Source organism: Janthinobacterium sp. GW823-FHT06H09 (assembly GCF_058794735.1).
In genome coordinates, this window is record NZ_JBXAHC010000003.1 from 107,870 (window position 1) to 127,981 (window position 20,112).

The following is a 20,112-nucleotide window of genomic DNA, read 5'->3' on the forward strand; positions in this document are numbered from 1 at the left end:
CTCAGAACGAGTAGACCAGGGTCAGCGAGGTTTGCGTATCCGTGTTCTTCTTGTCGTCCGGTACGCGGGTATCGTTGCGGGCGCTGAAGGCGGCCTTCATCTGCATGGTGCCGTTGATCTTCGTGCTGAGGGCCGTTTCGGCGATCGAGTGGGTGTTCGAGGTGCCCCGTTCCACGCTGACCGTCTGCGTAAACATGGCCGACTGGCTGATCTTCCACTTCATGGCGGCTGCGCCGCGCACCGTCAGGCCGTGTTCCGATTCGCCCGCGTCATTGGTGCCGCTGAAGTAGCCTGGACCGAATTCCACGTCGACGCTCTTGTCGCTGGACTGGTACCAGCGCGAGCCGTGACCGACGGCCAGGGTCGAGTACTTGGTGTAGGCGCCGAACTTGTCGTTCACGTGCGAGGCCAGCACGAACAGTTTTTCATGGTCGGCCATCAGCTTGTAGGCGGCCTTGGCGGAGGCGGAAAAGCGTTCGGCCGAGCGTTCGCGGATCTTTTGTCCTTCGTCGTTCGTCGTTTCGTCTTCCTTGAAGTAGCCGCTGAAGATGTACTGGTTGCTCCAGTCGTCGAGTTCCTGGCGCGCGTCGATCTTGCCCGTGACGGAGGTGCCGACCGTGTTGCCCGAGGTGGTGATGGCGCCCAGTTCGGCGGAAGTGCTCCAGCTGCCGATGGGGATTTCATCGAACAGCATGCTTTGTTTGGTGTCTGCTGCGGCGGCGTTGCCGCAAGTGATGGCCATGGCCAGCGCCAGTGCGAGAGAGTGGGTCGATTTCATGGCTGTATTGGTCTGTGGCGCGCGCCAGGCGCGCCTGATGTTCGTTAGTGGCAGTGGTGGCGATGCTGGCCGCGGCAAGCCGGGAAGCGCCGATAAAACATGCGCGCGCGGGCGCGGCCAAACATTGTCGAGGCTGTATTGTACCCGACCCCGTCAACGTTCGCCGCACGCCCCGGCGCGCACGAATGCTGCTATATTGATGGAAATATTGCAAACCTGGCATGTGTGGATGATGACGATGAAAATAGCTTGCAAGCTTGTCACCGCGGTCTGGCTGTGCGCGGCGGTGCAGGCCGGGGCCCAGGCGCTGGAGACGACGCCGGGAGCAGGAGCGGCACCGCCACTGACGCAATCGATGATACGCGACGCCGTGCGCGCCGTACTGGCGGAAGAGGCGCAGGCGCGCGACGCGCTGCCGCAGCCGGCCATGCAGCAGGTGACGATACGCGCCGACCGGAAATACGAGCAGTTCGCCGCCGCCTTCGCCGAGGCGAAGGTGCCCGACTGCCTGCACGCCGACGGCTTGAAGCGCCAGCCCACCAGCATCGGCCCGATCGGCATCGGCGGCGTGTATGCCTTGCCCTTCGTGGCGATCGCCAAGCTGCGCGGCAAATGTAACTAGCCGGCCGCCGCCTGGCGGCGCACGCCGGGGCTGGCAAGTGGCGCGCGCCTGGCGTATGCTGCGCGTATTTGCTGCCTGATCTTTACAAGGAATTCCCCGTGCGCTGCCTGGTCATCGAAGACGAAGCCGAAACTTCCCGTTACATTTGTGCCGGCCTGCGCGAGGCGGGCCACGACGTCACCTCTTGCGACAATGGCATCGACGGCATGCGCCTGGCCTGCGGCGAGGACTGGGATGCGCTGGTGCTCGACCGCCTGCTGCCCGGCGAGATCGACGGCCTGGCCATCGTCGCGCGCCTGCGCGGCATGGGCCGCAACACGCCCGTGCTGGTGCTGTCGGCCCTGTCGAGCGTCGACGAACGCGTGCGCGGCCTGCGCAGCGGCGGCGACGATTACCTGTCGAAACCGTTCGCGATCGCCGAACTGCTGGCGCGCATCGAGGCGCTGCTGCGCCGCGCCGCGCCCGTGCCCGAATCGACGCAGCTGCAGGTGGCCGACCTGGTGCTCGACATGCGTACCATGCGCGTGACGCGCGCCAGCCGGCAAATCGCGCTGCAGCCGCGCGAATTTCGCCTGCTCGAATACCTGATGCGCCACCAGGGGCAGTCCGTCACGCGCGCCATGCTGCTCGAAGCCGTGTGGGACTACCATTTCGACCCGCAGACCAACGTCATCGACGTGCAGGTGAGCCGTTTGCGCACCAAGGTGGACAAGGAGTTTTCTCCGCCGCTGATCCACACGGTGCGCGGCGTCGGCTACACCCTGGGCGTGCTCGACAGTGCGTAACTTGCACCGCTCGATCGCGGCCCGGCTGGCGCTCGGCTATGGCGTGCTGGTGGTCGTGTCGATCAGCATCGTCTGCGCCGTGTTCTATTTCGGCACCATCGGCGTGCTCGATCGCAGCGTGGATCGCAAGCTGACCCTGCTCTCGGAGCGCCTCGCCGCGCTGTACGAGCAGGGCGGCAGCAGCCGCACGACGGCGGAAATCGCCCATCTGCTGACCGACCGCACCGACAGCGACACGGAAATCTTCTTGCTGGTCGATGCCGATGGCCGCCGCGTGGCGGGCAATCTGTCGTCCTGGCCCGACCTGGGCAGCCCCGTGGGCCGCCTGCTGCACCGCGACGTCACGCGCGAAGGGCGCCGGGTGCCCGCGCGCATGCTGATCCGCGACCTGACGGGCGGCGCGCGCCTGTTCGTCGGACGCGACATGGAGGAGGGCAAGTCGATCCGCACGCTGGTGCTGCGCTCGCTGGCCTATGGCGGCGGGGTGGCCATCGTGCTGGTGGTGGCGGGCGCCTGGCTGTTCCGCCGCCAGCTCGAGGCGCGCATCGGGCAGATCCGCCGCACGGCGGGCGAGATCGAGGCGGGCGACCTGAGCAGGCGCATTCCCGTCTCCAGCGAGGATGAATTCGGCTTGCTGAGCCGCGACATCAATCGCATGCTCGACCGCATCGAACACCTGATGGAAGGCGTGCGCCACGTGTCGAACGCCATCGCGCACGACCTGCGCACGCCGCTGGCGCGCATCCGCAACAAGCTCGATGGCGCCTTGCGCCAGCAGCAGGGCGTGGCCGGCTACGAGAGCGCGGCGCAGGCGGCCATCGACGACATCGACGATCTGACGCGCGTGTTCGACAAGCTGCTGCAGATCGCGGCGGCTGAATCGGGCATGCGCCCCGAGAATTTCGACGACATCGACCTGCACCAGATCGGCGCCGACATCGTGGAAATGTATGAAGCGACGGCTGACGAGCAGGGCGTGCTGCTGGTGCAGATGTATGGCGAGGCCGTGCCGGCGCGGGGCGACCGCAACCTGCTGGGCAGCGCGCTGGCCAGCCTGGTCGACAACGCCATCAAGTACGCGGGGCAGGGCGCCACGGTGGAAGTGTCGGCCGGCAGCGATGCGCAGGGCAGCTGGCTGGCCGTGCGCGACAACGGCCCCGGCGTGCCTGCCGAGGAATTGCCGAAGCTGACGCAGCGCTTCTACCGCCTCGACAAGAGCCGCCATTTGCCCGGCAATGGCCTGGGCCTGTCCATCGTGGCGGCCATCGCGGCCCTGCATGGCGGCAGTCTGGAAATCGAGGATGCGGCGCCGGGCTTGCGGCTGCGCCTGCACCTGCTGCGCTAGCGTAGGCAGGCAGCACATTACCAACTTGTAACCCCCATTGTTTTAGCTCCCACCTATCATCCGCTCTACCCGGCGTAGAGCGGCTGCATGCGTGCTGCCGCCTGTTTCGGGCTGCCGCGGCCCCGCCGCGTTCTGTTTGCCGAGACCTGTTGTAGAAGCATACGCATGCATACTTTTGCCATCATCGAGGAGCGCGCCGCGCTGCCCGCACTGCGCCAGCATGGCCACCGCCTCAAGGCCGCGCTGGGCGCCGTTGTCTTTCCCCTGCAGCGCGCGCGCTGGCAAGCCTTTGTCGCAGGCACGCCTGGCCTGGCGGCGCTCGCGCACGCCCATCCCAGCCTGCTGTACAAGATTTACCGTCCCTACGCCAGCCGCCAGCTCGGTTGCGCGGCGCGGGTGGAGCTGCTGCGCGGGCATTACCGTTTCCTGTGGCAGGCGGGCGCCCGGCCGCTGGTGGAATACGCGGCGCGCCGCGCGCTGGTGCTGGCCGCCATCGAGGGCAAGGATGGCGCCACCTACCGCCTGCAGCTGACGGCCATCCACGACAGCCACCGCGAGGGCGACCTGTGCCTGCGCCTGACGCGCGACGGCGTGTCGCTGTACCTGGCCAGTTTCCTGTTCCGTCCCCAGCCCGGAGGCGCCGTCATCCAGCTGGGTGCCTTGCAGGGACTGCGCTCGCAGGCGGGCGCGCAGGCGGTGAAGGACGCGACGCGGGCGCTGCACGGCTGCCGGCCGAAGAACCTGATGGTGGCCGCCTTGCGCGACCTGGGCGATTTTTTCGGCTGCGGCCACCTGGACCTGGTCAGCAACGCCAACCGCATCGCGCTGAACTGGCGCCGGCGTCGCCACATCTCGTGCGACTACGACCTGGCGTGGCGCGAACTGCATGCGCTGCCTGCCGGCGACGGCAATTACCGCCTGCCATGCGGCCCTTGCCGGATGCCCGACCTGGAGCTGGTGCCGTCGAAAAAACGCGCCGATGCGCGCCGCCGCGGCGCCATGCTGGTGCAGCTGGCGGCGGACATGCGCTGGCAAGTGGCGGCCCTGTTGCAGCCGCAATGAAGGCGCAGGGCGGCATTTTTTGACCTGCGCGGCTTTTTTGCCGGGCGGCCCGGCGCAAGCGGCGCGATCGGCGTATACTTGCTGGCGTTGTTAACCTGAAGCCAGTCACCCCATGCCAGCACAATTCCCCACTTCGCGCATGCGCCGCCTGCGCGCGACCCCGCAACTGCGCGAGCTGTTCCGCGAAACCGAGATCAATCCGCGCGACCTGGTCCTGCCGATCTTCGTCGACGAAGGCAGCAGCGATTTCATCGACATCAAGTCCATGCCCGGCGTGCGCCGCATTCCCGAAGCGAAGCTGGCGCAGGAAATCGAGCGTTACGCGCGCGCCGGCCTGCGCTCCGTCATGACCTTCGGCATTTCGCACCACAAGGACAGCCACGGCACGGACACCCTGAACCCGGACGGCCTGGTGGCGCGCATGTCGCGCATCATCAAGGACGCCGTGCCGGAAATGGTCGTCATGTCCGACACCTGCTTCTGCGAATACACGGACCACGGCCATTGCGGCATCCTGCATGGCGACACGGTCGACAATGACAGCACGGTGCTGAACCTGGGCAAGCAGGCCGTCATCGCGGCCCAGGCGGGCGCCGACATCATCGCCCCGTCGGCCGCCATGGATGGCCAGGTGGCGGCGATCCGCAGCGCGTTAGATGCGGCCGGCTTCCACGACACGCCCGTGATGGCGTATTCGACCAAGTTCGCCTCCGGCCTGTACGGCCCGTTCCGCGACGCGGCCGGCAGCACCCTGAAGGGCGACCGCAAGACCTACCAGATGGACCCGATGAACCGCCGCGAAGCGGTGCGCGAGTCCCTGATCGACGAAGCCGAAGGCGCGGACGCGCTGATGGTGAAACCTGCGGGCGCCTACCTTGACATCATCCGCGACCTGCGCGAAGTGACGCGCTTGCCGATCGGCGCCTACCAGGTCAGTGGAGAATATGCAATGATCAAGTTCGCCGCGCAGGCGGGCGCCATCGACGAACGCCGCGTGGTGCAGGAAACCCTGGGCGCCATCAAGCGCGCGGGCGCGGACATGATCTTTACGTATTTTGCGATGGATGTGCTGAATAATCCGTATTGAGCCTTGTCTCTGGCGCACAGCTAGCGTCCTTTTTTACCCCAAAAGCAAGTGCTGGGGTCAGACCCGGCGGGTCTGACCCCGGAATTTGCGGTTGGGTTTATACAGCTTCCCATGCCCCTGAAAATCTCCCGCATCCTGCACGCCGGCTATGTCTTCGAATGCGAAGGCACGGCCATCGCCTTCGATCCCATCGTTGAAAACCCGTTCAGCCGCAACTGCCACGCGTTTCCGTCCGTGCGCTTCGACCTCGACGCCGTGCGCCGGCTGCGCTGGGACGCCGTCTTCATTTCGCACTTCCATGACGACCACTGCTCGCTCGACAGCCTCGACGTGCTCGACCGCACCACGCCCATCTATCTGTACTGCGTCTTCGACGAACTGTTCGTGATGCTGCGCGCGCTGGGTTTTACCGCCGTCGAGCGGCTGCACGTGGACGTGCCCGTGCGCGTGGGCGCCATCGAGGTGATCCCGCGCCGCGCGCTGGACGACGATGTCGACTCGCTGTTCCAGGTGCGCGCCGCCGGCGTGAACGTGCTCAACGTCGTCGACTCGTGGATCGGCCCCGAGACGCTGGCGCAGCTGGCCGCCTTCGCGCCCTGGGACATGGTCTTGTGGCCGTTCCAGACCATGCGCGAGATCGCCGTCATCGCGCCGTCGCTGGCAGCGCGAGGCCCGGTCGAACTTCCCGACGATTGGGTGCCACAGCTGCGCGCGCTGGCGCCCCGTTATATCGTGCCCAGCTCCTGTCAGTTCGTGCAGGAAGACTGGTCCTGGTACAACCACGCGATGTTCCCCGTTACCTACCGCCGCTTTGCCGATGAAATCGGCGCCGCGCTGCCCGAGGCGCACATCTTCCGCCTCGACCCGTCGACGTCCGTGCTGCTCGATGCGCACGGAGTGAGCAGCGCCGAACCCTTGCCCTGGGTGATTCCAGTGGGTCCGCAAGACGTGGATTTCGACTACCGTCCCGACGCAACGCCGCCCGCCACGGCGGATATCGCCCGCCGTTTCGCGCCCTTGAGCGATGCCGACGCAGCGCTGGTGCTCGATTTCTGCCAGGGTGGCTTGCTCGAGCGCTATCGCGACATGGAACTGCCCGAGGACAGCTACTTCCAGCAACCGCGCCTGTGGCGCTTGGCCCTGTACGGCCATGACGGCGCGGCCACGGTCCTGCATTACCGCACGCACGGCGACTTGATCGACCTCGTGCCCGAGACGAACGAGGCGCCCGGCTGGACCACCGAAGTGCCGCTGGTGAAATGCCATGCGGCGCTGGTGCTGGGCGAATCGCTGACGTCGATGTACATGCGCATCAACGATGGCCCGTTCGATGCCGGGGCGCGGGCCGCACTGGCGGAGGCGGACATCGTCGACGACCCGCTGATCCGCTGCCTGTTCAATGACGCCATCGGTGCCTACCAGGCGGCGCAGCTCAAGCGCTTGCTGGCCCGCTGAAGAAAGTCGCGCGACAGAGTAAGATAGCTGCTTCTGACTAGAACGGGAAAGACACCATGGCACAAGACAACGAAACCGCGATCCTGGCCGGCGGCTGCTTCTGGGGTGTGCAAGACTTGCTGCGCCGCTATCCGGGCGTGCTTGCCACGCGCGTGGGCTACAGCGGCGGCGACGTCGCCAACGCCACCTACCGCAACCACGGCACGCATGCGGAAGCGATCGAAATCATCTTCGACCCGAAAACGATCAGCTACCGCAAGATCCTGGAATTCTTCTTCCAGATCCACGACCCCAGCACGGAGAACCGCCAGGGCAACGACCGCGGCACCAGCTACCGTTCGGCCATCTTCTACACGAACGACGAGCAAAAGCGCGTGGCCGAAGACACCATCCGCGACGTCGACGCGTCCGGCCTGTGGCCCGGCAAGGTGGTGACGGAAGTGGCGCCGGCAGGCCCGTTCTGGGAAGCGGAACCGGAGCACCAGGATTATCTGCAGCGCTTGCCGCACGGCTACACCTGCCACTACATCCGGCCGGACTGGGTCTTGCCGCAGCGTCAACAATAAGCGTCACGGGAGACGGCCATGCGCTATTGGCAGGTGGAGCGGCGGCAGGCGGAAGGGCAACTGGATCTGGGGCGCGCCCTCGACCTGGTGGCCGCCATCGGCCATGCCGACGTGAATGCCGTCGCCGGGGCCATCCTGAAGACGGTGAGCACGGCCGCGCCCATTTCCCAGTGCACGATCTTTGCCTATGAATTCGGCAACCGGCCCCGCACGGTGGCCGTGGCCGACCGGCGCGGCGGGCGTTTCCTGCAGGATATCGCGGACAGCTACGCGCGCCATTACTATGCGCTCGACGGCAACCAGCGCGTGATCGCGCCCGCGCCCGGGCGGAAAATCGATCCCGCCATCGTGCTGCACCAGCAAGCGAGCGACGAGATCGACCATCCCGGCTACCGCGCCACCTGCTATCAAAAACCGAATGTCTCGGACCGGCTGTCCCTGCTGGTGCAGCCGGCCGGCGATATCTGGTTGTCCGTCAATTTTTACCGCGACAGCAGCCAGGGCCAGTTCCGGCCTGGCGAAATCGCCGCCATCGAAACCCTGTCACCGCTGTTTGCCCATGCGGCCAGGCACCACTACAGCCTGAACGGCCAGCCCGCGCAGGGTGTCGCGCCCATGATGCTGGCCAGGCTGCGCCAGCATTGTCCCGCCTTGAGCAAGCGCGAACTGGACGTGCTGCGCTGCGTGCTCGAAGGCTTCACGGCCGTGGAAATCGCCGAGACCATGGGCCTGCAGCCATCGAGCGTCATCACCTACCAGAAGCGCGCGTATAAACGCCTGGGTATTTCCAGCCAGCGCCAGTTGTTTGCGCTGTGCATGGCGCCAGCACCTGTCTAGTCCCTTGGACGTAGGGACGGCTCCGCCTTTTTGACTGTGTTCGCCGCGAAATGTCCCCAAAATGGGGACAGGGTTCGCGGCGCGCGTCTGCATACTGTGTTTCAAGCCGGGATCACCCGGCCGCCCTCACCCAATAAAATCAACAAGGGGAGGGCGACACCTTATGGAGACAAGCATGACCATCGCCCAAGGGGCCACCCCCGCCATCGCCGCCACCCCGGCGCCCGTCCTCGACGCGGCCAGCGTGCAACTGGAACAGCAGGTGATGCGCAAGGTATCGCGCCATCTGCTGGGATTTTTATTCCTGTTGTTCGTGTTTTCCTTTCTTGACCGCATCAACATCGGCTTTGCCGGCCTGACCATGATGCAGGACCTGGGCTTGTCCGGCACCCAGTTCGGCTTTGCCACCACCCTGTTCTACATCGCCTACATCGCTTGCAGCATTCCCAGCAACATCGTGCTGGCACGCATCGGCGCGCGTAAATGGATCGGCAGCATGATGATCGCCTGGGGCCTGGCCTCGACGGCGACCCTGTTCGCCAGCGGCCCGGCCAGCCTCTACGCGCTGCGCTTTCTGGTGGGCGTGACGGAGGCGGGCTTTCTGCCCGGCATGCTGCTCTACCTCACGTACTGGTTTCCCAGCGCCTACCGGGCACGGGCCAATGCCCTGTTCATGATCGCCATGCCCGTCACGGCCGCCATCGGTTCGGCCCTGTCGGGCCTGATCCTGGGGCTGGACGGTCACTGGGGCTTGAAAGGCTGGCAATGGCTGTTCTTGCTCGAAGGCATGCCTTCCGTGCTGCTGGGCCTGGCCGTCTACGGCTACCTCGACGACGCGCCCAACAAGGCAAACTGGCTGGGCAAGCTGGAACAGCAGGTGCTGGCGCGCATGCTGGCGGCCGAGCACAAGCCTGATGCGCCCCGGCAAAAAGTCTCCGTGCTGGCGGAAATGCTGTCGCCCACCGTGCTGAAATTCGGCATCGCCTACTTTTGCCTGGTGAATACCTTGGCCATGGTGGCCGTGTGGACGCCGCTGATCGTGAAAAGTTTCAATAGCGGCGCCAGCAACACCCAGATCGGGCTGCTGGCGGCGATACCGCAGGTCTGCACCGTGATCGGCATGATTGTCTGGGGCCGCCGCTCGGACCGCTTGCAGGAGCGCCGCTGGCATATCGTCTGGCCCATGCTGCTGTCGGCCGGCGGCTGGCTGTTGACCGCCTATTCCGGCAACCCCGTGCTGCAACTGCTGGGCGTGTGCATGGCCTCGACGGGCGCCTACACGGCCATGTCCGTCTTCTGGACGACGCCGGACCGGGCCCTGAGCCTGGGCGCGCGCGCCATCGGCATCGCCGTCATCAATGCCACGGGCAATATCGGCTCGGCCCTGAACCCCGTCGTCGTGGGCTGGCTGAAGGATTTCACGCACAGCTTTGCCACGGGCTTGCTGTATGCGAGCGTGCTGCTGGTGGCCGGTGCTGCCATCGTGCTGACCTTGCCCATCGCGCGCGGCGGCAAAACACATTCTTGAGAGGACACCATCATGCGCGACACGTTTCACCCTTATCCCCATGTGCCGAAAGTGTATCCGCCCGGCAAGCCTGCGGGTGCCGGCACGCAGCACGTGCCGGTCCTGATCGTCGGCGGCGGTCCCGTGGGGCTGGCCACGGCCCTGGGCCTGGCGCGCCACGGCGTGCACTCGGTGCTGATCGAGGCGGACGATGGCGTCTGCACGGGCAGCCGCGCCATCTGCATCTCGCGGCGCAGCCTGGAAATCATCGACCGCCTCGGTGCGCTCGACGGTTTTATCAGCAAAGGCTTGCCGTGGGCGGGCGGCCGCAGCTTTTACCGCGACGAGGAAGTGCTGCACTTTACGATGCCGCAAGACGCGAACCAGAAATTGCCGCCGATGGTGAACCTGGCGCAATACCATATCGAGCAATTCCTGCTCGACGCGGCCGAACGCCAGAGCGAGCTGATCGATATCCGCTGGCAAACGCGCGTCACTGGCGTGCAGCAGCGCGCCGATGGCGCCACGGTCACGCTGGCCACGCCCGATGACACCTACACCATCGACGCGGACTGGCTGGTGGCGGCCGATGGCGGGCGCAGCGCCGTGCGCGAGGCGTTGGGCTTGAAATTGCGGGGCACCAGCTATGAAGGCCGCTATGTGATCGTCGATATCCACCTGAAGAGCGAGCGCCCCACGGAGCGCCTCGCGTATTTCGACCCGCCGTCGAATCCTGGCTCCACCGTGCTGGTGCACAAGCAGCCCGACGACATCTGGCGCATCGACTACCAACTGCGCGACGACGAGGATGCGCAGGCGGCCGTGCTGCTGGAAAACGTGGCGCCGCGCGTGGACAGCCTGCTGGCCATGATGGGGGAGACACAGCCATGGCATCCCGTGTGGATCACCATCTACAAGGCCAACGCGCTGACACTGGAAAAATACCGGCACGGCGCCGTGTTGTTCGCGGGCGATGCGGCCCACCTGGTGCCCATCTTCGGCGTGCGTGGGGCCAATTCCGGCATCGACGATGCGGACAATCTGGCCTGGAAGCTCGCCTACGTCGTCAAGGGCCGGGCGCCGGATAGCTTGCTCGACAGCTATTCGAACGAACGCGTGTTCGTCGCCCATGAAAACCTGCGTCACGGCACGAAAAGCACGGAATTCATGGCGCCGCCCACGTTTGCCTTCGAGCTGATGCGCACGGCCGTGCTGGGCCTGGCGGGCAAGCATGCGCACGTGCGCTCGCTGATCAACCCGCGCCAGACCAGCGCCATCGCGTATGCGCAATCGGCCTTGAATGCGCCTGAGCTGGACGTGTTCACGGCCGGTCCCGCGCCGGGCACGGTCTTGCCCGAGTGCCCGCTCGCGCTGCCGCACAACGGCGGTCAAAAAGCGCGGTATATTACCGATTTGCTCAAACGCGCGGATGGCCATTTCACGGGCCTGTATTTCAGCGACGATGGCGCGGTGCCAGCGGAACTGCTGGCGCTGGGCGACAGCTTGCCGTTGACGACCGTGGCGATCGCCCGCAGCGGGGCGCAAGGGGGCGCCTGGGACCATACGGCGCAGGTATGCTCGCTGTTCGACGCGCAGCCCGGCACGTTTTATCTCGTGCGCCCGGATGGGCACGTGCTGGGGCGCTGGCGCGAGGTGAGGGTGGGGCAGGTGGCGGATGCATTGAAACGCGCGTTGTCTTGAACCAAACCCAGTGGCAAATTCCGGGGTCGGACGGGGGCGCCGAGTCCCTGAGGGTCCGACCCCAGCTCTTCCGCTTTTTGGGTTAACGAAGGAAGAGCACAGTAAATCAGGAGATCATATGACCGACATCGAACTCGATAATTTATACACCGAGCTGTGCCACACCATGGGCGGCCTGGGCGAGCAGCGCTCGCCGCTGTTCCTGGCCCGCTTCGCCTTGCTGGCCATGGGCGCCATCGGCCAGGCCGACGTGGTGCAAGGCTTGCTGCGCGACGCGGCCGACGGCCTGGCGGAGCGCGCATGATAGGCGCCGGCTACCAAAGCGGCTTCGGCAACGAGTTTGCCACGGAAGCCATCCCCGGTGCCTTGCCGCAGGGGCAAAATTCGCCGCAGCAAGCGCCGCTGGGCCTGTATGCGGAACAATTGTCGGGCACGGCCTTCACGGCGCCGCGCGCGCAGAACCGGCGTTCCTGGCTGTACCGCATCCGTCCCGCCAGCCAGCATCCGCCGTTTACATTGGCTGAAAACACGCGCATCGTCAGCGATTTCCACGCCATGCCGCCGACGCCGCCGAACCAGCTGCGCTGGGACCCGCTGCCGCTGCCCGACGGCGCCACGCCGGTCGATTTCATCGACGGCTGGCAAACGATGGCGGGAAACGGCAGCGCCGAAGCGATGAGCGGCTGCGCCATCCACGTGTACGCGGCCAACCGTTCCATGCAGCGCTTCTTTTATTCGGCCGACGGCGAATTGCTGGTCGTGCCGCAGGAAGGGCGGCTGGCGATTGCCACGGAACTGGGCTTGATCGAGCTGGAACCGCAGGAAATCGCCGTGATCCCGCGCGGCGTGCGCTTCCGCGTCACCCTGCCGGACGGCAAGGCGCGCGGCTATGTCTGCGAAAACTTCGGCACCGCCTTCCGCCTGCCCGACATGGGCCCCATCGGCTCGAATGGCCTGGCCAACAGCCGCGACTTCCTCACGCCGCACGCGGCCTACGAGGATATCGACGGCGATTGCGAACTGGTGGCCAAGTTCGGCGGCCATCTGTGGCGCACGACCTTGGATCATTCGCCGCTCGACGTGGTGGCCTGGCATGGCAATTACGCGCCGTACAAATACGATTTGCGCCGCTTTAATGTCATCGGCTCGATCAGCTACGACCATCCGGACCCGTCGATCTTCCTCGTGCTGCAGGCGCCGAGCGAAAATCCGCTGCTGGGCGCCATCGACTTCGCCATCTTCCCGCCTCGCTGGCTGGCCGCCGAACACACATTCCGGCCACCCTGGTTCCACCGCAACGTGGCCAGCGAATTCATGGGCTTGATCCACGGCGTGTACGACGCCAAGGCAGCCGGTTTCGTGCCGGGCGGCGCCAGCCTGCACAACTGCATGTCCGGCCACGGCCCCGATGCGCAGACGTTCGAAAAAGCCTCGCACAGCGACACGTCCGCGCCCGTGAAGGTGGGCGACACCATGGCCTTCATGTTCGAGACGCGCACCATCCTCAAGCCCACGCCGTTCGCGCTGGACGGCGGCCTGCTGCAACACGATTATTTCGAGTGCTGGCAAGGATTGCGCAAGCATTTCGATCCGGACCAGTGACAGGCACACGGTCCGGCTTACTCAGGTGGTCAGTGCGGCAGGCACACGCGCCCCGCCACATTGACCACGTCGTCGCCCGCATGCGCGCGCAGTTGCAGCAGCATCAGCGCCACGCCCAGCATCAGCGCCGCAGCGCAGAGTTTCTTGTGCATCGTCGTTCCCGTTTTCACTATCTATGAAGGTGTGCAGCGATATTATTGCCGAAATTCATCGTGCGGGCTGAGCAAGTGCCAAGCGTGCTTTACAATTATGCATCTTGCGCATCCGCGCCATCTGAATTGTATGCATAGTATGTGAAGGGAATGACAAGCCTGTGACTTCCAAGCCGATCAAGATCGCCGCCACCGTTGTCGTGGCTCTCGCCGCTGGGGCCGGCATTTATAGCTACACCCGTCCGGCCGCCACCGCCACGCCCGGTGCCCCGGCTTCGGGCAGCCCTGCCACCGCGCCGCACTCCGCCGTCGACACGGCCGCCGTGGCCAGCCAATTCCGCGACTTGCTGGGCAATTTCCGCAAGATCATCGTGCTGCTGGCCGACGAGCAAAGATTGCCCGAAGGCGCGCGCGACGAAGCCCGTAAAGTGGGGCAGGCGCTGTTCCATGAAAACCAGGAACGCATCGCCAAGCTCGATGCAGCGCTGGATCAACTGACGGCGCCCACCAATCCGGGCCGCTTCGAAGCGCTCGACAGCCTGCTCACCTATATCGAATCCGATCCCGGCCTGTATGACGCGGACCGCCTGGCTTTCCGCGAACTGCTGCAAAGCATGCTGGCCGACGTGGCCAAGGACTCGTCCTTGCCGGCGATCAAGCTTCACAAGCGCATTTCCGAAGACCTCGACGCGCTGGGCGAGATCGAGCGCAATTACGAGAAGGAAATCCGGCAAATCTTCGGCAACCTGGGCCAGCGGTCCATCGAACTCAAGCGTGAACGGTGGGATGATTATGTGGCGCAGCTGAAAAAACTGTACAGCCGCGAACAGATTCTGAAGGAAAACGGCATCGTCGTGCCGTATGCCGTTCCTCCCGCCGGCTCCATGCCCGAAGCCAAGCCGGCGCCAAAAAAAGATGAGGCGGAAATCTTCGGCCTGGGCTTGCCGAAGAAAACCATCGTGCTGACCTTCGACGACGGCCCGCACCGCCGTTACACGGAAGAAATCAGCGCCATTTTGAAACAGTATGGCGTGCCGGCCGTGTTCTTCAATGTGGGACGCAACCTGGGCAGCCTGGACGCGGAAGGCCACGCCAAGCTGGGCGCGGGCGCGGAAGTGAGCCGCAAGTTGATGAAGGAAGGCTATGCCGTGGGCAACCACAGTTTCAGCCATGCACAATTGTCGAAGCAGACGGGCGACAAGCTGAAAGGCGAAATCCTCGGCACCGACACTTTATTAAAAGCCATCAGCCCCGAGCGGGCCGCGCTGTTCCGCTTTCCGTATGGCGCGCGCAACAGCGAAGGCATGGCCGCGCTGGCCGATGCCCATTTGAAATCCGTGATGTGGAACATCGATTCGCTGGACTGGGCCGATCCCGTGCCCAGCTCGATCACGAATCGGGTGCTGGCGTCCGTCGACAAGGCGGGGCGCGGCATCGTCCTGTTCCACGACATCCACGAACGCACGGTGAAAGCCTTGCCGGCCGTGCTCGACAAGCTGATCGCGGAAGGCTATCAATTCGCGGGCTGGGATGGCGCGAGCTTCCAGGTGGCGAAAAGCACGGCGCCCGCGCCCGAGAAAGTTCCCGTCACCACGGGCTACGCCAATTCCTGGGCCGTCGTGATCGGCATCGACGATTACGCGAAATGGCCGAAATTGCAATATGCGGTGCGCGACGCGCAAGGCATCCGCGAAACCCTGATCGAAAAATTCGCGTTTGCGCCCGAGCGCGTCGTGACCCTGAAAAACGGCGAAGCGACGCGCAACAACATCCTGGCCGCCTTCCACGACAAGCTGGCCCATGGCGGCGTGCAAAAGAATGACCGTATCTTCGTCTTCTTCGCCGGTCACGGCGCCACGCGCAAGCTGAGCTCCGGGCGCGACCTCGGCTACATCGTGCCCGTCGATTCCGACCCGGCGCAGTTCGCTACGGATGCGATTCCGATGACGGAAATCCAGAATATCGCGGAGTCCTTGACGGCCAAGCATGCGTTCTTCGTCATGGACGCCTGCTACAGCGGCCTGGGCCTCACGCGCGGCGCCGGTTCCAGCTCTTTCTTGCGCGACAATGCCAAACGCATCGGCCGGCAAATGCTGACGGCCGGCGGCGGCGACCAGCTGGTGGCCGATGGCGGACCGAACGGTCACTCCGTGTTTACGTGGACCCTGTTGCAGGGCTTGGCGGGCAAGGGCGACCTGAACGGCGACGGCCTCATCACGGCCACGGAACTGGCGGCGTATGTAGCGCCCGCCGTGTCCAGCGTGTCGAACCAGACGCCCGCGTTCGGCAGCCTGCCCGGATCGGAAGGAGGCGATTTCGTCTTCGAATTGCCGGGCGAGACGGAATTCCTCAGCCCGAACACGACGCAGCTGTCAACGGAAGCCATCGCCCTGAACAGCAAGCTCGACGCCAAACCGGCGGCGGCCAGCGTGACGGTGAAGGATTTGCAGGGCGGCGAACAGAAGATCGTCACGCCGGGCGCCGTGCCGACCTCCACGCGCCAGCTGGCCCAGCGGGCCAACGACCGCGGCTTGCAGCTGTACAAGGAGAAACAGTACGCGCAGGCGGAAGCGCAATTTACGGAAGCGCTGAAATTGCGCCCCGACTTCGCGCTGGCGGCCAATAACCTGGGCTTTGTCTTCTACAAGCAGGAAAAATACCGCGAAGCGGCACGCTGGTTTGAAAACACGGTCAAGATGGACCCGTCGCGCGCCATCGCCTACCTGAACCTGGGCGACGCGTATGCCAAAGCCGGCGATGCGGCCAAGGCGAAAGCGGCCTATAAAACCTATCTGGAACTGGCGCCGACGGCCTCGACGGCGCCGACCGTGCGGCAAAAGATGGAAAAGCTGTAAGTTGATGTCCATCTTGTCCACGGTCCACGTGTTTGCCTGCAGCGGCCGCTTTCCCAGCTGGGAAGCGCTGCAGGCCTACCTGGCGCCCGCGTACACGGAAGATGGCGATGCCGTGCCGTCGCCATTCTTCCTGGAAACGGGCCTGACGGACTATGAGCCGGCCTGCTTCGAGAGCGCGCTGCTGGCCGCGCCCGCGCCGCTGGCAGAGTTGCTCGACGGCGTGTCGTATGCGGACAGCTGGCTGGCGCAGGCGTGCGCGGACGCGCAGGGCTTGCTGGCCGATACGGCCGTCTGCGTGTTCGCGCCGAATCGACTGGCGCATCCGCAGCGCAGCTCGCTGCACCACGTGGGCAGCTACGCCTGCGACGGCGGCTGAGCCTCATTTCCGCGTTGTTCATGTATGAGCTTGTTGACGCTGGCCAGCAGGCTGGTGCCCGAGGTGGTGATGAAACGGGCACCCGCCGCCTGCGCTTCCGTGCCATAGCTTGCCAACGTATCCTTGTTGCAATAGACGATGATCGGTAATGCGGGCTGCGCCTGCCGCACTTCGCGCACCGTGCGCACGCCCGCATCCTTGACCCGGCGGCCGTTTTCCACCCTGGCCATGTCCGTGATGAACAGCGCGTAGTGCTTCTGTTGCAGCATGGCCAGCGCCTGCCGCGTCGACACGGCCTGGTCCACCTTGATGTTTTCCCGCTCCAGCTGCTCCATCAGCAAGGTATTGTTGCGCGGGTGGTCGTCCAGCCACAGCACGAGGCTGACCGGCCGTTGCGCCGTCGGCGCGGCGGCCAGGGCCGTGACGGCGGCGGCGCCATCGGGGGGATGGGCCAGCAGCAGCTGCGTGACGGCTTCCTGCATGTCGTCGAGCGACTTTTGCTGCAAACGGCTCAGTTCCGTCACTTCGATTTCCTTGCCGCTTTCCAGGCGCACGGATTCGTTTTTGACGAGGCTGTCGGCGCGCTTGATCATGATGGACAGGTAAATGCGCGTGAGCAAATAGCCGATCAAAAAGCCGTGCACGGAAAAGAACAGCATGATGCCGCCCACTACCGCCATGGCCGTGGGCGTGTCCGTGGCCAGGCTGGGCGCGATAAAGGCGGCCATGCTGCGCGCGCTGCCAGGCAGGCTTTTGAGCTCGATCAAACCCACGCCGACAATGATTTTCGTCAGCCAGTCCGACACTTCCACCAGATTCGAATTGATTTCCATGGGCGTGGGCGTGCCCAGAAACAGGGTATTGCTGGGGTTGCCGGTTGCCGCGTCCGCGCTTGCCGGGGGAGGCTCGTCCGTGGAACGGCCCTTGCCATTAGCCTGCTCGTCGGGCGGGGCGGCGTTGACGGTACCCGAGGGCAGACTGCGCGGTATGCCGAATAAAAACCCCAGCAGCATGCCGCTGACGCAAAAGCCCAGGCTCCACAGCAGGGCCGGCACGGCGTGGTAGTAGGGCGGCAGCAGGGCGCCCGCCAGCACGGCCAGCAAGCCCGCCAGCAAGATGAACAGCAGGATGTACGGCAGCACGTCGCGCTTGCGCACGGCCGCCGTGACGCTTTTGCTCGCCTTGCCGCTGCTGTCGCTCAGGTCCACGGTCGCTCCTTGAAAAATGCTGAATCCAGGCAGCCGGTCTGCCGCGTATATATCCCGTAGGAGCCTGTACTGACATCATAAAAAGGGGAGACGCGATGCGGTTGATAAAACGCAAACAGCTGGCAGCTTGTGCCTTGTTGCTGGTGGCCGGTGCCGGCAAGGCGGCTGCGCCGGAGGCCGCATCGCCCACGGATGCGTCGCGCACCGTGCGCGTGACGGGCCACTACGACAACGCCGTCGGCACCTCGGACGCGGCCAGCCAAGGCGTCATCACCAATGAGCTGATCGTCAACCGGCCCGCCTTGCGCACGGGCGAATTGCTGGAATTCGTGCCGGGCCTGATCGTCACCCAGCACAGCGGCGACGGCAAGGCCAACCAGTATTTCTTGCGCGGCTTTAACCTCGACCATGGCACGGATTTCGCCACCTATGTGGACGGCATGCCCGTCAACATGCGCACGCATGCGCATGGCCAGGGCTATTCCGATCTCAATTTCCTCATTCCCGAGCTGGTGCAGCGCATCGATTACAAGAAGGGGCCGTATTTCGCGGACGAAGGCGATTTCGCCTCGGCGGGCGCGGCGCGCATCCGCCTGGCCGACAGATTGCCGCAAGGCCAGGCCAGCGTGTCCGTGGGCCAGCATGGTTATGTGCGCGCCGTCGTGGCCGATTCCCTTGATGCGGGACCAGGCACCTTGCTGTATGGCCTGGAAGTGAACCGCAACAATGGCCCCTGGGACGTGCCGGAGCGCGTGCGCAAGGTCAGCGGCGTGCTGCGCTACAGCCAGGGCACGCAGGATGACGGCTTCAGCGTGACGGCCATGGCCTACAAGAACAGCTGGAATGCCACCGACCAGGTGCCGCTGCGCGCCGTGGAGTCCGGCCAGATCGGCCGTTTTGGCTCGCTCGCGCCCAGCGACGGCGGCGACACCTCGCGCGCCAGCCTGTCGTACGCCATGCGCCGGCGCACGGAAAACCGGGTGTTCGAGTTTGACGCGTACCTGATCCGCTCGCAGCTGGAACTCAACAGTGACTTCACCTATTTCCTGGCCGACCCGGCCGCCGGCGACCAGTTCCAGCAAAGCGAGCGGCGCACGGTGGCCGGTGTCAACACGAGCGAAAGCTGGACCACGGAGCTGGCGGGGTTTTCCATGCGCAACAAGCTCGGCGTGCAGGCCCGTTATGACCGGGTGTCGCCCGTGGGCCTGTACAGCACGGTGGACAGAGTGCGGCAAGCCACGGTGCGCGAAGACCGGGTGCGCGAGGCCAGCGTCGGCCTGTACGGCGAAAACACGACCCAGTGGCTGCAGTGGCTGCGTTCCGTGGCGGGCGTGCGCTACGACACCTACCGTTTCAATGTGGCCAGCAGCATCGCCGGCAACAGCGGTACGGCGCAGGACCACGTGGTGTCGCCGAAACTGTCCGTGATCCTGGGGCCGTGGAGCCAGACGGAATTCTTCGTGAACTACGGCAAGGGTTTCCATAGCAACGATGCGCGGGGCACGACGCAGACGCGCTTGCCCGATGGCACGCCTTCGGCTCCCGTGACGCCCCTCGTGCCGACCAGGGGCCTGGAACTGGGCGCGCGCACGGAATGGCTGCCGGGCCTGCAAAGCTCGCTGGCCCTGTGGCGCCTCGATCTCGCGTCGGAACTGCTGTTCGTCGGCGACGCGGGCGAAACGCAGCCGAGCCGTGCCAGCCGCCGCCACGGCATCGAGTGGAACAACCATTATGTTGCCGCGCCGTGGCTGCTGTTCGACCTGGACCTGGCAGCCTCGCGCTCGCGCTACACGCAAAACGATGCGGCCGGCAACCATATTCCGGGCGCGATCGGCAAGGTGGCGTCGTTCGGCGTGACCGTGACGGACAGGGGAGCGTGGTCGGGCGCCTTGCAGCTGCGCTATTTCGGCCCCCGTCCCTTGATCGAAGACAACAGCGTGCGCTCGGCCTCGACCACCCTGGCGTATGCGCGCCTCGCTTACCATCTCGACCGCAGGACACGGCTGTCGCTCGACGTCTTCAACCTGTTCAACAAGCGCGCCAGCGACATCGATTATTACTATGCGTCGCGCCTGCCCGGCGAGGGGGCGGACGGCGTGAATGACCGGCACTTTCATCCCGTCGAACCCCGGTCCGCGCGCTTGACCTTGTCGTATGCGTTCTGATAACGATAA

General features: G+C 65.2%; 18 protein-coding genes. 15 read left to right on the plus strand and 3 right to left on the minus strand.

Annotated elements, in window-relative coordinates; all coding sequences use genetic code 11:
- Position 1: 1 nt before the first annotated feature.
- Entirely contained in the window at positions 2–778 is a 777-nt protein-coding gene (locus AC1Q6X_RS05240) for a DUF481 domain-containing protein (RefSeq protein ID WP_070218454.1), read from the minus strand.
- A gap of 238 nt (positions 779–1,016) precedes the next feature.
- Here AC1Q6X_RS05240 and AC1Q6X_RS05245 point away from each other — a divergent pair, with 238 nt between their 5' ends.
- The 12 genes from AC1Q6X_RS05245 to hmgA all read left to right on the plus strand — a co-directional run bounded on the left by AC1Q6X_RS05245 (position 1,017) and on the right by hmgA (position 13,347).
- Positions 1,017–1,400: a nucleoside/nucleotide kinase family protein gene (locus AC1Q6X_RS05245; RefSeq protein WP_230502899.1), complete on the plus strand. Its 384-nt coding sequence runs from the start codon at positions 1,017–1,019 to the stop codon at positions 1,398–1,400.
- Positions 1,401–1,498: 98 nt separating this feature from the next.
- Positions 1,499–2,185 carry a winged helix-turn-helix domain-containing protein gene (locus tag AC1Q6X_RS05250; protein ID WP_070291437.1) on the plus strand — a complete coding sequence of 229 codons (687 nt, stop codon included), beginning with the start codon at positions 1,499–1,501 and terminating at the stop codon, positions 2,183–2,185.
- The gene (locus AC1Q6X_RS05255; protein ID WP_492495544.1) at positions 2,178–3,530 is read left to right on the plus strand and encodes a sensor histidine kinase; all 1,353 of its coding nucleotides are present in this window, start codon (positions 2,178–2,180) and stop codon (positions 3,528–3,530) included. The genes AC1Q6X_RS05250 and AC1Q6X_RS05255 overlap by 8 nt, the downstream gene beginning before the upstream one ends.
- A gap of 165 nt (positions 3,531–3,695) precedes the next feature.
- Entirely contained in the window at positions 3,696–4,592 is an 897-nt protein-coding gene (locus tag AC1Q6X_RS05260) for a VirK/YbjX family protein (protein ID WP_492495546.1), read from the plus strand.
- A gap of 112 nt (positions 4,593–4,704) precedes the next feature.
- Entirely contained in the window at positions 4,705–5,679 is a 975-nt protein-coding gene (gene hemB, locus AC1Q6X_RS05265; protein WP_070218449.1) for a porphobilinogen synthase, read from the plus strand.
- Positions 5,680–5,790: 111 nt separating this feature from the next.
- Positions 5,791–7,134, plus strand: a complete 1,344-nt coding sequence (locus AC1Q6X_RS05270; protein ID WP_492495548.1) for an MBL fold metallo-hydrolase — start codon at positions 5,791–5,793, stop codon at positions 7,132–7,134.
- 56 nt (positions 7,135–7,190) lie between these two features.
- A complete protein-coding gene (gene msrA / locus AC1Q6X_RS05275) occupies positions 7,191–7,700 on the plus strand; it encodes a peptide-methionine (S)-S-oxide reductase MsrA (RefSeq protein ID WP_492495550.1) in 510 nt (169 codons plus the stop codon).
- Between the two features lie 18 nt (positions 7,701–7,718).
- Positions 7,719–8,537, plus strand: a complete 819-nt coding sequence (locus AC1Q6X_RS05280; RefSeq protein ID WP_070291432.1) for a helix-turn-helix domain-containing protein — start codon at positions 7,719–7,721, stop codon at positions 8,535–8,537.
- 175 nt (positions 8,538–8,712) lie between these two features.
- Complete coding sequence (locus AC1Q6X_RS05285) at positions 8,713–10,065, plus strand: MFS transporter (protein WP_492495553.1); 1,353 nt, start codon at positions 8,713–8,715, stop codon at positions 10,063–10,065.
- A gap of 12 nt (positions 10,066–10,077) precedes the next feature.
- Positions 10,078–11,745 carry an FAD-dependent oxidoreductase gene (locus AC1Q6X_RS05290; protein ID WP_492495555.1) on the plus strand — a complete coding sequence of 556 codons (1,668 nt, stop codon included), beginning with the start codon at positions 10,078–10,080 and terminating at the stop codon, positions 11,743–11,745.
- Positions 11,746–11,863: 118 nt separating this feature from the next.
- The gene (locus tag AC1Q6X_RS05295) at positions 11,864–12,049 is read left to right on the plus strand and encodes a DUF2783 domain-containing protein (protein WP_070218444.1); all 186 of its coding nucleotides are present in this window, start codon (positions 11,864–11,866) and stop codon (positions 12,047–12,049) included.
- Entirely contained in the window at positions 12,046–13,347 is a 1,302-nt protein-coding gene (gene hmgA / locus AC1Q6X_RS05300) for a homogentisate 1,2-dioxygenase (RefSeq protein WP_492495557.1), read from the plus strand. Before AC1Q6X_RS05295 ends, hmgA begins: the two co-directional genes overlap by 4 nt.
- A 29-nt stretch (positions 13,348–13,376) precedes the next feature.
- Here hmgA and AC1Q6X_RS05305 read toward each other — a convergent pair whose 3' ends face one another.
- Positions 13,377–13,499, minus strand: a complete 123-nt coding sequence (locus tag AC1Q6X_RS05305) for a hypothetical protein (RefSeq protein WP_256267169.1) — start codon at positions 13,497–13,499, stop codon at positions 13,377–13,379.
- Between the two features lie 161 nt (positions 13,500–13,660).
- Between AC1Q6X_RS05305 and AC1Q6X_RS05310 the strand changes: the two genes are divergently transcribed.
- Both AC1Q6X_RS05310 and AC1Q6X_RS05315 read left to right on the plus strand, forming a co-directional pair.
- Positions 13,661–16,354 carry a polysaccharide deacetylase family protein gene (locus tag AC1Q6X_RS05310; protein ID WP_492495559.1) on the plus strand — a complete coding sequence of 898 codons (2,694 nt, stop codon included), beginning with the start codon at positions 13,661–13,663 and terminating at the stop codon, positions 16,352–16,354.
- Positions 16,355–16,358: 4 nt separating this feature from the next.
- The gene (locus AC1Q6X_RS05315) at positions 16,359–16,730 is read left to right on the plus strand and encodes an immunity 22 family protein (protein ID WP_492495561.1); all 372 of its coding nucleotides are present in this window, start codon (positions 16,359–16,361) and stop codon (positions 16,728–16,730) included.
- Here the strand turns inward: AC1Q6X_RS05315 and AC1Q6X_RS05320 are convergent.
- Entirely contained in the window at positions 16,709–17,938 is a 1,230-nt protein-coding gene (locus AC1Q6X_RS05320) for a response regulator (protein ID WP_070218440.1), read from the minus strand. The genes AC1Q6X_RS05315 and AC1Q6X_RS05320 overlap by 22 nt on opposite strands.
- Before the next feature lie 95 nt (positions 17,939–18,033).
- Here AC1Q6X_RS05320 and AC1Q6X_RS05325 point away from each other — a divergent pair, with 95 nt between their 5' ends.
- Positions 18,034–20,103, plus strand: coding sequence for a TonB-dependent receptor (locus AC1Q6X_RS05325; RefSeq protein ID WP_492495563.1), 2,070 nt, complete (start codon positions 18,034–18,036; stop codon positions 20,101–20,103).
- Positions 20,104–20,112 lie beyond the last annotated feature (9 nt).

Excerpts from the sequence above, each read along its gene's own strand:
- AC1Q6X_RS05240 (WP_070218454.1), bottom strand. The coding sequence starts at position 778 with ATGAAATCGACCCACTCTCTCGCACTGGCGCTGGCCATGGCCATCACT.
- AC1Q6X_RS05245 (WP_230502899.1), top strand. The coding sequence starts at position 1,017 with ATGAAAATAGCTTGCAAGCTTGTCACCGCGGTCTGGCTGTGCGCGGCG.
- AC1Q6X_RS05260 (WP_492495546.1), top strand. The coding sequence starts at position 3,696 with ATGCATACTTTTGCCATCATCGAGGAGCGCGCCGCGCTGCCCGCACTG.
- hemB (WP_070218449.1), top strand. The coding sequence starts at position 4,705 with ATGCCAGCACAATTCCCCACTTCGCGCATGCGCCGCCTGCGCGCGACC.
- AC1Q6X_RS05270 (WP_492495548.1), top strand. The coding sequence starts at position 5,791 with ATGCCCCTGAAAATCTCCCGCATCCTGCACGCCGGCTATGTCTTCGAA.
- msrA (WP_492495550.1), top strand. The coding sequence starts at position 7,191 with ATGGCACAAGACAACGAAACCGCGATCCTGGCCGGCGGCTGCTTCTGG.
- AC1Q6X_RS05280 (WP_070291432.1), top strand. The coding sequence starts at position 7,719 with ATGCGCTATTGGCAGGTGGAGCGGCGGCAGGCGGAAGGGCAACTGGAT.
- AC1Q6X_RS05285 (WP_492495553.1), top strand. The coding sequence starts at position 8,713 with ATGACCATCGCCCAAGGGGCCACCCCCGCCATCGCCGCCACCCCGGCG.
- AC1Q6X_RS05290 (WP_492495555.1), top strand. The coding sequence starts at position 10,078 with ATGCGCGACACGTTTCACCCTTATCCCCATGTGCCGAAAGTGTATCCG.
- AC1Q6X_RS05295 (WP_070218444.1), top strand. The coding sequence starts at position 11,864 with ATGACCGACATCGAACTCGATAATTTATACACCGAGCTGTGCCACACC.
- hmgA (WP_492495557.1), top strand. The coding sequence starts at position 12,046 with ATGATAGGCGCCGGCTACCAAAGCGGCTTCGGCAACGAGTTTGCCACG.
- AC1Q6X_RS05305 (WP_256267169.1), bottom strand. The coding sequence starts at position 13,499 with ATGCACAAGAAACTCTGCGCTGCGGCGCTGATGCTGGGCGTGGCGCTG.
- AC1Q6X_RS05315 (WP_492495561.1), top strand. The coding sequence starts at position 16,359 with ATGTCCATCTTGTCCACGGTCCACGTGTTTGCCTGCAGCGGCCGCTTT.
- AC1Q6X_RS05325 (WP_492495563.1), top strand. The coding sequence starts at position 18,034 with ATGCGGTTGATAAAACGCAAACAGCTGGCAGCTTGTGCCTTGTTGCTG.